At 42.1% G+C, this 15,233-nt stretch carries 12 protein-coding genes and 5 tRNA genes; all 17 read right to left on the reverse strand.

Annotation, left to right across the window (positions count from 1 at the left end; translation table 11 throughout):
- Positions 1-75: 75 nt before the first annotated feature.
- Positions 76-4,164: a DNA-directed RNA polymerase subunit beta gene (rpoB, locus tag O1450_RS14675; protein WP_269229018.1), complete on the reverse strand. Its 4,089-nt coding sequence runs from the start codon at positions 4,162-4,164 to the stop codon at positions 76-78.
- A 309-nt stretch (positions 4,165-4,473) separates the two neighbouring features.
- A complete protein-coding gene (gene rplL / locus O1450_RS14680; RefSeq protein ID WP_269229019.1) occupies positions 4,474-4,839 on the reverse strand; it encodes a 50S ribosomal protein L7/L12 in 366 nt (121 codons plus the stop codon).
- A gap of 48 nt (positions 4,840-4,887) precedes the next feature.
- Positions 4,888-5,394, reverse strand: coding sequence for a 50S ribosomal protein L10 (gene rplJ / locus O1450_RS14685; protein WP_004659354.1), 507 nt, complete (start codon positions 5,392-5,394; stop codon positions 4,888-4,890).
- Between the two features lie 246 nt (positions 5,395-5,640).
- On the reverse strand, positions 5,641-6,336 hold the full coding sequence (gene rplA / locus O1450_RS14690) for a 50S ribosomal protein L1 (RefSeq protein ID WP_269229020.1): 696 nt from the start codon (positions 6,334-6,336) through the stop codon (positions 5,641-5,643).
- A gap of 3 nt (positions 6,337-6,339) precedes the next feature.
- Positions 6,340-6,768, reverse strand: a complete 429-nt coding sequence (gene rplK / locus O1450_RS14695) for a 50S ribosomal protein L11 (RefSeq protein ID WP_004637639.1) — start codon at positions 6,766-6,768, stop codon at positions 6,340-6,342.
- A gap of 112 nt (positions 6,769-6,880) precedes the next feature.
- Positions 6,881-7,414 carry a transcription termination/antitermination protein NusG gene (gene nusG, locus O1450_RS14700; RefSeq protein WP_004659359.1) on the reverse strand — a complete coding sequence of 178 codons (534 nt, stop codon included), beginning with the start codon at positions 7,412-7,414 and terminating at the stop codon, positions 6,881-6,883.
- Positions 7,415-7,421: 7 nt separating this feature from the next.
- Positions 7,422-7,862: a preprotein translocase subunit SecE gene (secE, locus tag O1450_RS14705; RefSeq protein ID WP_004659360.1), complete on the reverse strand. Its 441-nt coding sequence runs from the start codon at positions 7,860-7,862 to the stop codon at positions 7,422-7,424.
- Between the two features lie 76 nt (positions 7,863-7,938).
- Positions 7,939-8,014, reverse strand: a tRNA-Trp gene (locus O1450_RS14710).
- 54 nt (positions 8,015-8,068) lie between these two features.
- Positions 8,069-9,259 (reverse strand): elongation factor Tu, encoded by a 1,191-nt coding sequence (gene tuf / locus O1450_RS14715; protein ID WP_269229021.1) that lies wholly within the window; start codon positions 9,257-9,259, stop codon positions 8,069-8,071.
- A gap of 164 nt (positions 9,260-9,423) precedes the next feature.
- Positions 9,424-9,498, reverse strand: a tRNA-Thr gene (locus O1450_RS14720).
- A gap of 11 nt (positions 9,499-9,509) precedes the next feature.
- A tRNA-Gly gene (locus O1450_RS14725) sits at positions 9,510-9,585 on the reverse strand.
- A 33-nt stretch (positions 9,586-9,618) separates the two neighbouring features.
- Positions 9,619-9,702 (reverse strand) — tRNA-Tyr (locus tag O1450_RS14730).
- Positions 9,703-9,755: 53 nt separating this feature from the next.
- Positions 9,756-9,831: transfer RNA gene (locus tag O1450_RS14735), tRNA-Thr, on the reverse strand.
- Between the two features lie 99 nt (positions 9,832-9,930).
- Positions 9,931-11,424, reverse strand: a complete 1,494-nt coding sequence (trpE, locus tag O1450_RS14740) for an anthranilate synthase component I (protein ID WP_269229022.1) — start codon at positions 11,422-11,424, stop codon at positions 9,931-9,933.
- An 81-nt stretch (positions 11,425-11,505) separates the two neighbouring features.
- On the reverse strand, positions 11,506-12,198 hold the full coding sequence (locus O1450_RS14745; RefSeq protein WP_269229023.1) for a phosphoglycolate phosphatase: 693 nt from the start codon (positions 12,196-12,198) through the stop codon (positions 11,506-11,508).
- A gap of 69 nt (positions 12,199-12,267) precedes the next feature.
- The gene (locus O1450_RS14750; protein WP_269229024.1) at positions 12,268-12,885 is read right to left on the reverse strand and encodes an FHA domain-containing protein; all 618 of its coding nucleotides are present in this window, start codon (positions 12,883-12,885) and stop codon (positions 12,268-12,270) included.
- A 64-nt stretch (positions 12,886-12,949) separates the two neighbouring features.
- On the reverse strand, positions 12,950-15,208 hold the full coding sequence (gspD, locus tag O1450_RS14755; protein ID WP_269229025.1) for a type II secretion system secretin GspD: 2,259 nt from the start codon (positions 15,206-15,208) through the stop codon (positions 12,950-12,952).
- Positions 15,209-15,233: the final 25 nt, after the last annotated feature.

A 15,233-nucleotide genomic window follows, 5' to 3' on the forward strand; every position in this document is an offset into this window, starting at 1 on the left:
GAGGGAAGCTCCTACTCTTTTAAAGTGGGAGCTCTCCCTTTCTCAAAGGGGATTGGGGGGATTAAATGGAACTAATTAGTCACCATTTTTCAGTTCAATGTTGATACCTAAAGAACGGATCTCTTTGGTCAATACGTTGAACGATTCAGGCATACCCGGATCCATATAATGGTTTCCATCTACAATATTCTTATAGATGCGTGTACGACCTTCGACGTCATCCGACTTCACTGTAAGCATTTCTTGGAGCGTATATGCAGCACCGTATGCTTCAAGTGCCCATACTTCCATCTCACCGAAACGCTGACCACCGAATTGTGCTTTACCACCAAGCGGCTGTTGAGTCACAAGTGAGTAAGAACCCGTTGAACGCGCATGCATCTTGTCATCAACCAAGTGGTTCAATTTGAGCATGTACATGTAACCTACAGTTACAGGACGGTCAAACTGTTCACCTGTACGACCATCAAACAATACTGTTTGACCTGTACGAGAAATGTCTGCCAATTCAAGTAAGTCTTTGATCTGGCTTTCTTCAGCACCATCAAATACTGGAGTTGCTAATGGAACACCAGCACGCAAGTTACCTGAAAGCGCCAAGATTTCTGCGTCAGTCAAGCTATCAAGCTCTTCCTGCTCACCACCAACCTTGTTATAAATCTTGTCTAAGAATTCACGCAGTTCAATCACTGTACGTTGTTCTTTCAACATTTTTTCGATCTTATCGCCAAGACCTTTCGCCGCCATACCCAAGTGAGTCTCAAGAATCTGACCCACGTTCATACGTGACGGTACACCTAGTGGGTTCAATACGATGTCGACTGGTACACCATTGGCATCATGTGGCATGTCTTCAACTGGCAAGATGTTTGATACAACACCCTTGTTACCGTGACGACCCGCCATCTTATCACCAGGCTGGATACGACGTTTAACTGCAAGGTAAACCTTAACAACCTTCAATACGCCAGTGGTTAATTCATCACCTGTAGAAAGTTTACGCTTCTTCTCAGCAAACTTCTCGTCAATCTCGTAACTCTTCTCTTTCAAGAACACTTGAATTTGAGTTAAACGCTCAGCAATTGCTTCATCATTTGGCTGGATTTCAAGTAAATCAACAAGCTCTAAACCAGACAATAAGTCTTCAGAAAGTTTATCACCGCGTTTAGTTGAACCACCACCGTTAGATTCTTGACCTTTCAACAAACGAACAATACGTTCACGTGCTGCTTCTTCGAAGATTTTGTATTCTTCTTTCAAGTCTTTACGGTATGCGTCAAGCTGAGCTTTCTCAATTGCTTGAGCACGTTCATCTTTTTCTAAACCATCACGTGTGAAGACTTGAACGTCAATCACCGTACCTTTGGTACCAGACGGAACACGTAAAGACGAGTCTTTTACGTCAGCCGCTTTTTCACCAAAGATTGCGCGAAGTAATTTTTCTTCAGGTGTTAACTGAGTTTCACCTTTAGGCGTTACCTTACCAACAAGGATGTCACCTGCAGTCACTTCAGCACCGATATAAACAATACCTGACTCATCCAATTTAGACAGTGCAGCTTCACCAACGTTAGGAATATCGGCAGTAATTTCTTCTGCGCCTAACTTAGTATCACGTGCTACACATGACAATTCTTGAATGTGAATTGACGTTAAACGGTCTTCTTGAAGAACACGCTCAGAAAGTAAGATCGAGTCTTCGTAGTTATAACCGTTCCATGTCATGAACGCGACGCGCATGTTTTGACCAAGCGCAAGTTCACCCATGTCAGTCGATGGACCGTCAGCCAAGATATCGCCACGAGCAACTTTGTCACCCAAGTTTACGATAACGTTTTGGTTGATACATGTATTTTGGTTTGAACGTGTATATTTGATCAGGTTATAGATATCTACACCCGCTTCACCCGCGATCATTTCATCTTCGTTGACACGAATAACGATACGAGATGCATCAACATATTCAATCGCACCACCACGGTCAGCGATCACACACACACCAGAGTCACGTGCTACGTTTGCTTCCATACCTGTACCAACAAGCGGCTTGTCAGCACGCAAGGTAGGAACAGCCTGACGTTGCATGTTTGAACCCATCAATGCACGGTTCGCATCATCGTGTTCAAGGAATGGAATCAATGACGCTGCTACAGATACAACCTGTTGAGCAGAAACGTCCATATGCGTTACGCGCTCAGGCGACATACGAACGAAGTCACCTTGATGACGTACAGAAACCATTTCTTCAGTTAAAGTACCATCTTTATCCACTGCAGAATCGGCCTGTGCAATAACAGTCCCTACTTCTTCAATTGCAGATAAGTATTCAACTTCATCAGTCACACGACCATCAACAACTTTACGATATGGTGTTTCCAAGAAACCGAAGTCATTCGCTTTTGCATAGACAGAAAGCGAGTTGATCAAACCAATGTTTGGACCTTCAGGCGTTTCAATTGGACAAACACGACCATAGTGAGTTTGATGTACGTCACGTACTTCGAAGCCCGCGCGTTCACGTGTCAAACCACCAGGACCAAGCGCAGATACACGACGTTTGTGTGTAATTTCAGACAATGGATTGTTTTGGTCCATGAACTGAGACAATTGGCTTGAACCAAAGAATTCTTTGATTGCGGCAGCAACTGGTTTCGCGTTGATTAAATCTTGCGGAGACAAGTTATCTGTTTCTGCTTGGCTTAAACGCTCTTTCACAGCACGTTCAACACGAACTAAACCAACACGGAATTGGTTTTCTGTCATTTCACCAACAGAACGTACACGACGGTTACCCAAGTGATCGATATCGTCGACTTCACCTTTACCGTTACGAATTTCTACTAATGTACGTAATACATCAATAATATCGTCGTGTGACAGAATACCTTCAACTTCACGTGACTTCTGGTCAGTACCGACTTCGTAAGGACGACCCAAACGACGGTTGAACTTCATACGGCCTACTGGAGAAAGGTCATAACGCTCAGAAGAGAAGAATAAGTTGTTGAATAAGTTTTCAGCAGCTTCTTTCGTTGGCGGCTCGCCTGGACGCATTACTTTATAGATTTCAACAAGTGCTTCTTCACGACCTGTTGTTGTATCCGCACGCAATGTATCTGCAACGAAAGGACCACGATCGATGTCGTTCGTGAACAGGATATTAAACTGTTTAACACCACCTTCAGCGATCTTCACCATGATGTCATGGCTAAGAACGGTATTCGCAGGAATCACATCACCACTTTTCAGTGTGATATCTTCAGCTGTAATACGCTCATATAAATATTCATCAGGTACAGAAAGCTTGGCTAAGTTCGCAGCTTCCATTTGACGTACGTGACGTGCATTAATACGTTTACCTTGTTCAACGATCACTTTACCATCATTGTCTAAGATATCAAATTGTGCCATTTCACCACGTAAGCGATCTGGAACAAGATCAATTTGATAGCTACCCATATCAAGATATACAGGTACTTTTTCATAGAACAAATTCAAGATTTGTTCATTGCTGTAATTCAAGGCACGTAGAATCACCGTTGCAAGCAGCTTACGACGACGGTCAATACGTACGAATACTAAATCTTTAGCATCAAATTCAAAATCTAGCCATGAACCACGGTAAGGAATAATACGTGCTGAATACAACACTTTACCACTTGAGTGGGTTTTACCCTTGTCATGGTCAAAGAATACACCTGGTGAACGGTGTAATTGAGATACGATGACACGCTCAGTACCGTTGATAACGAAAGTACCGTTATCAGTCATGAGCGGCATTTCACCCATGTATACTTCTTGTTCACGCACGTCTTTAATTGATTTCGTTTCACGATCTTTAATGATCAAACGAATTTTTACGCGCATTGGTGCTGCATAAGTTGAACCACGTAAAATACATTCACGTACGTCAAACTCAGGCTTACCAAGACTATACTCAACAAATTCTAAAGCAGCATTGCCAGAATAACTTTCAATAGGAAAAACTGAACGAAATGCGGCTTGGAGACCGATATCTTCGCGATTTTTTGGAGTTTTACCGCCTTGTAAGAATGTACGGTACGAATCGACCTGAATCGACAGTAAGTACGGTGCTTCCATTACGTGGGGCAATTTACCAAAATTCTTACGGATCCGTTTCTTTTCGGTATATGAGTATGCCATCTGGAGTCCTCGGAAAGTAAACTAAACCCGCCTGCAGAACGGGTCTAGAAGGAATTACGCAGGCCGATATGGCCACCACTGTTTACAAATGCTGCAATTTTTAGTGGTATTAAAACGCTTAACAATATTTTTATAAGCAAAAAAATATTGGTAAGCGTTTGATTTCATGAATTTTGTTTAAATAATACGCACAATAAACGTAAAACTATCAAAAAACGAGCCGATTATTGTAACGCAAAAAGGCTGATGACCCAAGAGCCATCAGCCATTTTTTGGAGCCGATTTTGAAAAAATCGACTCCCTACAGCATTACTTAAGTGTAACTGTAGCACCAGCTTCTTCAAGCTTCTTCTTAAGTTCTTCGCCTTCTTCTTTAGAAACGCCTTCTTTAAGAACTGCAGGAGCGCCTTCAACAAGATCTTTAGCTTCTTTAAGACCAAGGCCAGTAGCTTCACGAACTGCTTTAATTACAGCAACTTTGTTAGCACCGAAAGAAGTCAACTCAACGTTGAATTCAGTTTGTTCTTCAACAACAGCAGCAGCAGGACCAGCAGCTACAGCTACAGCAGCAGCAGATACGTTGAAACGCTCTTCAAATGCTTTGATTAAGTCAACAAGTTCGATAACTTTTAATTCAGCAACTGCGTCTAAGATTTGTTCGTTTGTTAAAGCCATGAGAATAACTCCAAATGGATATTGAATGGTGTGAAAGTAGATTTAAGCTTAAGCAGCTTCTGACTCGTTTTTCTCTTGGAGCGCTGTAAGTAAACGACCCAATTTCGAAATAGGAGCTTGAAGAACAGAGGCAAGCATAGTAAGCGCTTTTTCGTGGTTCGGAAGGTTCGCAATAATACTAACTTCTTCACCTTGATAAAGTTTGCCGTCAAATGCAGCAGCTTTTAATTCAAATGCTTTGTTAGTTTTAGCAAATTCTTCGAACAAGCGTGCAGCTGCACCCATATCGTCTTCAGAAGTTGAGAATGCTAAGATTGTTGGACCAACAAGATTGTCATTCAAGATAGAGAATTGCGTATCTTGAAGAGCACGTTTAGCTAAAGTATTACGTACAACACGTGTAGCAACACCTAGTTTACGAGCTTCAACACGAAGAGCAGTTAATTGCTCAACCGTTAAACCTTGGTAGTCAGCAACAACGGCAGCGAACGCTGTAGAAGCAACTTCAGTTACTTCAGCAACGATCTGTTTTTTGTCTTCGATAAGAAGAGCCATCGTAAAACCTCCTAACGGTGATTTATGTACCTACACAGGTACACTCCCAATTCGTAAGTCTTTCGACTTACACGCGGAGGAGCAACAAATCACACCACCGCGTCTACTCAGACTGGTATTTTAAGAAGCAAATCCTAAGAACTGCCTCGCCTGAGGTCTTTGACGCTGATAAACATTCATTTATCAATTCAAAGTTTGCTTAGATTTTTCCAATGAAAAAATCTAAGACTTCAAAATTCTTTCTAATTACTTAGAAACGTTGTTTACGTCAACGATCAAACCAGGACCCATAGTTGAGCTCAAAGTGATCTTCTTAACGTATACACCTTTAGACGTTGCAGGTTTTAAACGTTTTAAATCTGCAATTAAAGTTTCAACGTTTTGACGCACAGCTTCTTCGCTAAAGCCAAGTTGACCGATTGCAGCATGGATGATACCACCCTTGTCTACACGGTAACGTGCCTGACCAGATTTAGCATTTTTAACTGCATTAGCAACATCTGGAGTCACTGTACCCACTTTAGGGTTTGGCATTAAGCCACGTGGACCAAGAATTGTACCTAACTTACCAACAACACGCATTGCATCAGGAGCAGCAATTACGACGTCAAAATCAAGGTTTCCACCTTGAATGCTTTCAGCAAGATCATCAAATCCAACAACATCAGCACCAGCAGCTTTCGCAGCCTCAGCAGCAGCACCTTGAGCAAATACTGCAACACGTACAGTTTTACCAGTACCCGCAGGTAAAGTCGTCGCACCACGAACAACCTGATCAGATTTACGTGGATCAACACCAAGGTTTACAGAGATGTCTAATGATTCTTTGAACTTCGCAGCTGGAAGGCTGTTAAGAACCTGTACTGCTTCTTCCAAAGTATAAACTTTGTTTGCTTCTACAGCAGCAGCAATGGCTTTTTGACGTTTAGTTAACTTTGCCATGTCTTATAGCTCCACTTCCAAGCCCATAGAACGTGCAGAACCAGCAATGGTACGCACACGAGCGTCTAAATCAGCACCAGTTAAATCTGGTTCTTTAGTAGTCGCAATTTCTTCTAATTGAGCACGAGTCAACTTACCAACTTTAGTTTTGTTAGGTACAGAAGAACCCTTTTGAATACCAGCAGCTTTCTTAAGAAGAATAGATGCAGGTGGAGTTTTCATGATGAATGTGAACGACTTATCGTTGTACACAGTAATCACGACAGGAATTGGCAAGCCAACTTCAAGTTTTTGTGTAGCAGCATTGAATTCTTTACAGAATGCCATGATGTTTACACCACGTTGACCTAAAGCAGGACCAATTGGTGGAGATGGATTTGCTTTACCAGCTGGAACTTGCAGCTTGATATAGCCGTCAATCTTCTTAGCCATTGAAAATTACCTCTGGGTACAGTCGCCGCTAGGCTCCCCAAAAAATTAAACAACACCGAAGTGTTAGAACAACAATGCCCGATCAAATCGGGCGCTTACCAACCAACTCAAATTAAATCGTTTTTTCGACTTGTCGAAACTCGAGTTCAACTTGCGTTGGTCGATTAAATACATTAATCGTCAACGTTAAACGTGACTTTTCGTATTGTACTTCCTCCACGACCCCTTTAAAGTCAGTGAACGGACCATCAACTACGAGTAATTCTTCACCAGGCTCAAACATTGTCTTAGGACGAGGTGCTTCACCTGTATTACGTACACGTGCAAGAATTGCATCAGCTTCACGTTGAGAAATTGGCGCTGGTTTTTCTGGTGTACCACCAATAAAACCTAGAACCTTTGGACACTCTTTAACGATGTGCCAAGTATCATCATTCATTTCCATTTCAACTAATACATAGCCAGGAAAGAATTTACGCTCAGACTTACGCTTCTTACCATCCTTCATTTCAACTACTTCTTCAGTAGGAACAAGGACTTCACCAAAACTATCAGCAACAGTGCTGCGCTGGATTCGGTCATTAAGTGAACGCATCACTTGTTTTTCAAAACCTGAATAGGCATGAATAATATACCAACGTTTCATCGCACTCTTACCCGATAATTAACTTAATAAACCAACCTAACCCGTAATCGAAACACCATAAAACCAATGATGCAACAACCACAACCAAAAGCACTTGCCACGATGTCGTGATCGTCTCTTGTTTTGTTGGCCAGGTCACTCGACGCAGTTCAATTCGCGCATCTTGCAACAAACGCACAAAGCCTTTGCCTTGATGGGTGGCGTATAATAAACCTAAAGCGACGACGACACAAGCCAAAATTACCCCAACGCGCACCCAAATATCATTTGCAGGTGCCCAATAGGCTGGTAAATGTTGATTTACCAATGCTGAACCAACTAACAAAACAATTGCAATTAACCACAAGACAATATCAAGCGGCGAACTTGCATTTATAACTTCTGCAGCATTATTTCTTTGAGGGATTGGCGCGTCGCTTAATGCGTCACGCGATTTATCATTCGACATTTTTTTACTCGTCGTAGAATTCGCGAATTATTATATGACAACTTAGCCAGAATTAAGCTTTTTTATTTAAAAAAAGTGGCAGGCCAGGAGGGACTCGAACCCCCAACATTCGGTTTTGGAGACCGACGCTCTACCAATTGAACTACTAGCCTATGAAGCAAATCGAAAGCCGAAGCTTCCGATTTGAATGTAATACAATATTGGGCTTATGCAGTTACTTTAGCAACAACACCAGCACCTACAGTACGACCACCTTCACGGATCGCAAAACGTAGACCTGGGTCCATTGCGATCGGGTGGATTAACTCTACTGACATCTCAACGTTGTCACCAGGCATTACCATTTCTACGCCTTCTTGTAACTTGATTGCGCCAGTTACGTCAGTTGTACGGAAGTAGAACTGTGGACGGTAACCGTTAAGGAATGGAGTATGACGACCACCTTCTTCTTTAGAAAGTACGTATACTTCTGCATCGAATTTAGTGTGCGGCTTGATTGTACCTGGTTTAGCAAGTACTTGACCACGTTGTACGTCTTCACGCTTAGTACCACGTAGAAGAACACCACAGTTCTCGCCCGCACGACCTTCATCAAGAAGTTTACGGAACATTTCTACGCCAGTTACAGTCGTTACAACTGTGTCACGGATACCAACGATTTCAACTGTTTCGCCAACTTTAACGATACCAGACTCAACACGACCTGTTACAACAGTACCACGGCCAGAAATAGAGAATACGTCTTCGATTGGCATTAAGAATGCTTTGTCGATTGCACGTTCTGGTTCTGGGATGTAAGAGTCAAGCGCTTCAACAAGTGCAAGAACTGATGCTTCACCGTAAGGACCGTCATTACCGTTTAATGCTTGAAGCGCTGAACCACGGATGATTGGAGTGTCATCACCTGGGAAGTCATAAGTAGAAAGAAGTTCACGAACTTCCATTTCTACTAATTCAAGTAATTCTTCATCATCAACAAGGTCACACTTGTTAAGGAATACAAGAATAAATGGTACACCAACCTGACGTGAAAGAAGGATGTGTTCACGAGTTTGTGGCATTGGACCATCAGTCGCAGCACACACAAGGATCGCGCCATCCATCTGAGCAGCACCAGTAATCATGTTTTTAACATAATCGGCGTGACCAGGACAGTCTACGTGAGCGTAGTGACGGATTGGAGAATCGTATTCTACGTGTGAAGTATTAATTGTAATACCACGTGCTTTTTCTTCAGGAGCTGAGTCGATTTGTGAGTAATCTTTCGCTTCACCGCCGTAAGTTTTTGCACAAATAGTTGCAATCGCAGCAGTTAAAGTTGTTTTACCATGGTCAACGTGACCAATTGTACCCACGTTTACGTGTGGTTTATTACGTTCAAACTTAGCCTTAGCCATTTGATTTTCCTCGTTTACGTCGACACCAGTTTAGAGAAAAACAACCCTGAAAAACTTTCTTTATCGACATTCGCCTAAAAAACTAGACACCCAATACTTGAAAAGCAGACTATAATAGCCTGCTTCTTTAAAAATTTTGTAGAAATTCTACTAAGCTGTATATCTGGAGCTCTTATCGAGATTTGAACTCGAGACCTCTCCCTTACCAAGGGAGTGCTCTACCACTGAGCTATAAGAGCGACATCTTCGATGGAGCGGGAGACGAGGATCGAACTCGCGACATGCAGCTTGGAAGGCTGCCACTCTACCAACTGAGTTACTCCCGCATGTTGGTACTTACCACTTCAATCGAAGTTAGATGGTGGTGAGAGAAGGATTCGAACCTTCGAAACTTTCGTAGCAGAGTTACAGTCTGCCCCCTTTGGCCGCTCGGGAATCTCACCATATCACACTTACACAGTGCTGTTCCTTACTCTATACTACCACACTTTTAAGATGGTGCCGGCACACGGATTCGAACTGTGGACCTACTGATTACAAGTCAGTTGCTCTACCAACTGAGCTATGCCGGCTCTTTCTTAGTGTTTCGTACGTTTCGTATCGGAACGGTGTGCAGTTTAGCAAAACTCTGAATCGATGCAAGTGGTTTTTTCAAAAAAACCGTTAAAAACTCATAAAATCAATCCGTTTGATGATAATTCAACCGCTTTGATCACTGCGCGAGCTTTTATTTGGGTTTCATTCCACTCTGATTCAGGATTTGAGTCTGCAACTAAGCCTGCCCCAGCCTGTACATAGACCTTTTTATCACGAATCACACAGGTACGAATCGCAATCGACATGTCCATTTCACCATGCCAGCCTAAATAACCTACAGCACCACCAAATACACCACGTTTTACGGGTTCTACTTCATCAATAATTTCCATAGCACGGATTTTTGGTGCACCTGAAAGTGTTCCAGCAGGAAAGGTTGCTTTAAACACATCTAAGGCATCCACATCATCACGTACTTCACCCTGCACATTAGACACGATATGCATAACATGAGAATAACGCTCAATCACCATACGATCAGTCACTTGTACTTTACCAATTTTAGAAACTCGCCCAACATCATTACGCCCAAGATCAATCAACATTAAATGTTCAGCAATCTCTTTTTCATCTGCGAGTAAATCTTGCTCCAAGGCAAGATCTTCTTCCTTAGTTTTACCACGTGGTCGTGTTCCAGCCAAAGGACGTACTGTTGCAATACCATTTTCTAAGCGTGAAAGAATTTCTGGCGAAGAACCCACAATATGAAAGGGCTTTTGATCCGTCAGGGTTTGTCCTTGCACTAGAAACAAATACGGCGATGGATTGAGATGGCGCAATGCACGATAAACTTGTAAAGCCTCACCATCAAAGTCAGATACCATACGTTGACCAGGCACAACCTGCATCACATCGCCTGCACGGATATACTCTTTTACTTTCTCAACGGTTTCTAAAAACTTTTCTTTACCCGTAATGGATTCGAAATATGGTGCAGTATGAGGTTTCGCTTGTAAGCTGACAGGCGTAGCGAGCAACTGCTCAAGTTGATCCAGCTTCTGCTGAGCCTTATTATAGGCATCAGGCTCACTCGAATCTGCATGATGAATTAAAAACAAAGTATCCTTTAAATTATCAAACACAATCACGGTTTGAGACAACATTAACCAAAGATCTGGCAAGGTCACAGGATCAGCCGTGGGAACGTTTTTAAGTTTTGGTTCAATATAACGTACCGCGTCATACCCCAGATACCCAACCAAGCCACCAGTAAAACTTGGTAACTCAGGCAATTCAGCTTGAGTTGGCACTTTGAATTGACTTTGAAAATCGCGGATATACTGAAATGGATCAGCGCAGTCTTGCTGGCGAAGCGAACCATCAGCTTGCTGAATGGTTAATACGCCTGCATTACAGGAAAAAACAATCGACTCCCCTAAACCAATCATTGAATAGCGCGCCCAATTCTCGCCCCCTTCAACGGACTCAAAGAGATAAGCTTGTTTTTGTTCTTTAAAACGTGCAAAAACAGAAAGTGGGGTTTCTGTATCAGCTAAACGTTGGCGATACACAGGAATAGTGTTATAGCCTGCTGATTTTAATTGCTCAAATTGTACTAAGGTCGTCATGAATTTTCTCTATGGTTTTAATTTCTGCGCGTTTTTCTGTAGTGCCTTTTCAAGCCCGCCATCGAAAAACCATAACAAACTTCATGCTTGTCTCCTGACTAAATCATCTTTTATCAATTCTGCCAAACTATCGACCACTTGCTGTGGCTGACAGTCATAGATACTTTCCCCATGATTATAGCCATAGCTGACCACAATACAATCAATACCTGCAAGTCTGGCGGCTTCCACATCATTACTTGAATCACCAATCATCAAAGTTTGTGAGGCTATAATATTTTGCTGCTGCATACAGTGTAGTAAAGGCAATGGATGGGGTTTACGTTCAGCTAAACTATCACCACCAACCACCATCTTAAAATATGGGCTTAACTGCAAAATATTGAGGATACCTTGCGCTAAATGCTCTGGTTTATTAGTTACGCAAGCCATCGTAATATTATGCTCTTGGCAGTAATCCAAAAATGGTAAAACACCTTCATACACCTTGGTGTTTACACATAATTCTTGTTCATAAATCTCAACAAAAGTATCAAGCAACTGCTTCTGCTGCTGGGCATCAATCTGCCCAAACAAATGCTCCAAAACAGTCTCACATAGTTTAGCCGCACCCTTGCCTACCCAAGCTCGAATTTGCACCTCTGTTACGAATGGTAATGCCAGCTTTTCCAAACTTAGATTCATTGCTCGATATAAATCAGCTGCCGAATCCACAAGTGTCCCATCCAGATCAAATAAAATTAAATTTCGTTGTTGTAACTGAGCAACAGACATAGATTTCGACTCAAGAAATAAAAAGGCACGCCCATGTGAGCATGCCTTGATTGTAGAAGCTTAATATAATTATTTAAAGAATAACCAAGCAATCACAGCTAAAATGATGAGCACAACAATTGAAATTAAACCAATCGATGCATTTTTTTGCTGTTCAATTTCTTGTTGGACACGAGAAATAGGTTCTTCAATCGCGATCGGTTGCTGTTCAGCAGCAGCCTGAACATCAATACCTTCAGGAATTGGTGCCGGTTTTGGAATGCCAACCTGTTGCGGCATACCATCTCGATTAATCGAAGTTTCCGAAGCTCGCTCTGCAAGCGTTGGCATGCCCGCATCGTGCTTCGTTGCCGTTACTGGCTCAACTTCAATTTCTGGTAACTCTGTAAGTGTTGGCACAATTGCCAAAACTAAAAATACAAAACTCGCGAATTGTAAAATATCGCCATCATTTAAAGCAGCTTCTTGTTCAACACGGGTATCATTAATAAACGTACCGTTTGAAGAATTTAAATCTTGCACCCACAACTGCTCTCCTTTGAGTAGCAGTGCTGCGTGACGACGCGAAATATCCGCAGATTGCAATAAAATATCTGCATCCTGATGTCGCCCCACCAACATATCACGCTCAACACTAATCTCTTGCCCTGTAAATTCACCTGTAATGGCTTGTAATTTCCAAGTCATAGATGTTTATCCTTATCATAATTTCTTTCAATCATAACATTGTGACATAAGCGCTTCTGTGCATCTACTGTGAAGACGCAGGACGAATCGTCGTGGTTGTCACTGTATTTTTACTGCGTTCAGTTGCTTTGGCTGGAAGCTGCACCGTTTTTCTTTGTATTTGAGGCTCGACCACAACGACAGGCTTTGTGATAACCACAGCCTCTTTTTGCGTTGTTGTTGGAACTTTTTGGTATGGTGAGCTACTTACAGCAGGTTGTGGGCGATAAATATCCGCAACATTTTCAGGTAATTTTGCAAAATTACCATTTTTATCCATAGACAATTGGAGGCTGTATAGCTGGTTGTAACGTTGTTGAGATATACGTTGCACATCCTCAGCATCACCCACTATGGTTGGATGGATAAATACAAGTAAATTACGTTTTTGATTGCCACGACTATCTGAACGGAACAAACGACCAAGATAAGGAATATCCCCAAGAACAGGCAAACTTTGACGACTAACATCAGTCTGATCGGTAACCAAGCCACCTAACACGACAGTTTGCCCATGATCTGCGAGGACTGAAGTTTTAATCGCTCGTTTACTTGTCACCAAATCAGTAGCCTGACCCTTACTATTTTCAACGTTTGAAACTTCTTGCTCCACTTCAAGTCGAACAGAACCACCTTCACCAATATGAGGGATCACCTTTAAAGTAACACCCACATCTTTACGTTCAACGGTTGTGTAAGGATTCACCGTACTGTTTCCATTCGTCGCAACCGAGCCGGTCACAAATGGAACATTCTGCCCCACTACGATATACGCTTCTTCATTATCCATTGTCACGATAGATGGTGTAGACAATAAATTTGATTTTTTATTTTCTTTTAGCGCTTGAATGAGAGCACCATACAATTTACGCGAGCCATTCGCACCTTCCTTGTATTCACCCAAGATAATGGATGAACCTGTACCAAGTGCGGAACCAACACCAGCCGCCCCACCTGTTAGATAACCTGCCGCGAGCTTAGAGATACTAGAGCCAACATTCGAAAAGTTAATTAATCCAACGCCGCTATTGAGATCACCTAATGCCCATTGCACACCAAGTTGATCAGCATCACTACCTACAATTTCAATAATAGCAGCCTCGATCAAGACTTGCTGACGTCGAGTATCTAACTGCTGAATGGCTGCCTCAATTTCACGCATCAATTGCGGATCAGCTTTAACAACCAAAGCATTTTGAGTGCTATCTGCAATAATACTCACACCAGCACTATTAAAGCTTGTAACACCACTATTTTGGCTATTATTACTGTTATTGTTAAGATTAATTGACGGCGTGGAAATTGAAGAGGTTGAAGTTCCCGTCGATGAACCCGAATTTTGATTATTTGAAACTAGATTGCTAATTGAGTTTGATTTACTAGCACTAGAATTTGATGAGGACGAAACTGACTGCCCTGTGACTAAACCTTGTAGAATTTCAGCTAAGTTCTTGGCACTCGCATATTTCAAACGGAATACTTTCAAACCACCCAAGCGATCTGCCGATGGAACATCGAGCATTTCAATCATCTGGCGTAAACGTTTGCGTGAATCAGGATCACCCTTAATTAAAATACGATTGGTTCGATTATCTGCAATAATTCGCACACGCGAACCAATAAAATCTTTAGAGGCACCTGTTGCACTAATGGTTTCGAGCAAACCAATAACTTCTTCAGCCTGACTTGATTGTAAACTGATCGCTTCAATATCATTTTGCCCTGTACCATCCAAATTACGGATAATATTTTCAAGTTGATAAATATTCGTGGCACGATCTGAAACAATCAAAGCATTGGTGCCAGCAACAGCAGCCAAATGTGCAAATTGCGGCATCAATGGTCGTAACGCAGGAATCAAATCATTTGGATTCGTATTTTGTAACCAAATGACGCGAGTAACAATTTGATCACCACCTGCACGACTTCGTGCATCGTAAGGAATCCCTGAGTTTTTAGCATTGCTATCGGGGACTAACTTGACCGTATTACCTGATGGAAGTGCAACTACACCATTAACATTCAATACACCTAAAAATAGGTCATACACCTCATCTTTATTGAGAGGTTTATTGGAAATAACAGTAACGTTCCCGCGCACACGAGGATCAACTGCAAAGTTCTTACCCGTAATATCAGCGACTTCATTAATAAATGCCGTTAAATCCGCATCACGTAGATTAATCTTCCATGTTTGTGCTTGCACATTGGTACTGATGGTCGCAACCAAAGGTGCGGCAGCAAGTAGTGCCCAAAGTGGACGTTGATGATTCAAGAAAGCCATAACCTGCACTTATTCCTAACTAATG

The sequence above is a fragment of the Acinetobacter sp. TR11 genome (assembly GCF_027105035.1).
Lineage (GTDB): Bacteria > Pseudomonadota > Gammaproteobacteria > Pseudomonadales > Moraxellaceae > Acinetobacter.

Coding starts and splice junctions, on each gene's coding strand:
- rpoB (WP_269229018.1), bottom strand. CDS start 4,164: ATGGCATACTCATATACCGAAAAGAAACGGATCCGTAAGAATTTTGGT.
- rplL (WP_269229019.1), bottom strand. CDS start 4,839: ATGGCTTTAACAAACGAACAAATCTTAGACGCAGTTGCTGAATTAAAA.
- rplJ (WP_004659354.1), bottom strand. CDS start 5,394: ATGGCTCTTCTTATCGAAGACAAAAAACAGATCGTTGCTGAAGTAACT.
- rplA (WP_269229020.1), bottom strand. CDS start 6,336: ATGGCAAAGTTAACTAAACGTCAAAAAGCCATTGCTGCTGCTGTAGAA.
- rplK (WP_004637639.1), bottom strand. CDS start 6,768: ATGGCTAAGAAGATTGACGGCTATATCAAGCTGCAAGTTCCAGCTGGT.
- nusG (WP_004659359.1), bottom strand. CDS start 7,414: ATGAAACGTTGGTATATTATTCATGCCTATTCAGGTTTTGAAAAACAA.
- secE (WP_004659360.1), bottom strand. CDS start 7,862: ATGTCGAATGATAAATCGCGTGACGCATTAAGCGACGCGCCAATCCCT.
- tuf (WP_269229021.1), bottom strand. CDS start 9,259: ATGGCTAAGGCTAAGTTTGAACGTAATAAACCACACGTAAACGTGGGT.
- trpE (WP_269229022.1), bottom strand. CDS start 11,424: ATGACGACCTTAGTACAATTTGAGCAATTAAAATCAGCAGGCTATAAC.
- O1450_RS14745 (WP_269229023.1), bottom strand. CDS start 12,198: ATGTCTGTTGCTCAGTTACAACAACGAAATTTAATTTTATTTGATCTG.
- O1450_RS14750 (WP_269229024.1), bottom strand. CDS start 12,885: ATGACTTGGAAATTACAAGCCATTACAGGTGAATTTACAGGGCAAGAG.
- gspD (WP_269229025.1), bottom strand. CDS start 15,208: ATGGCTTTCTTGAATCATCAACGTCCACTTTGGGCACTACTTGCTGCC.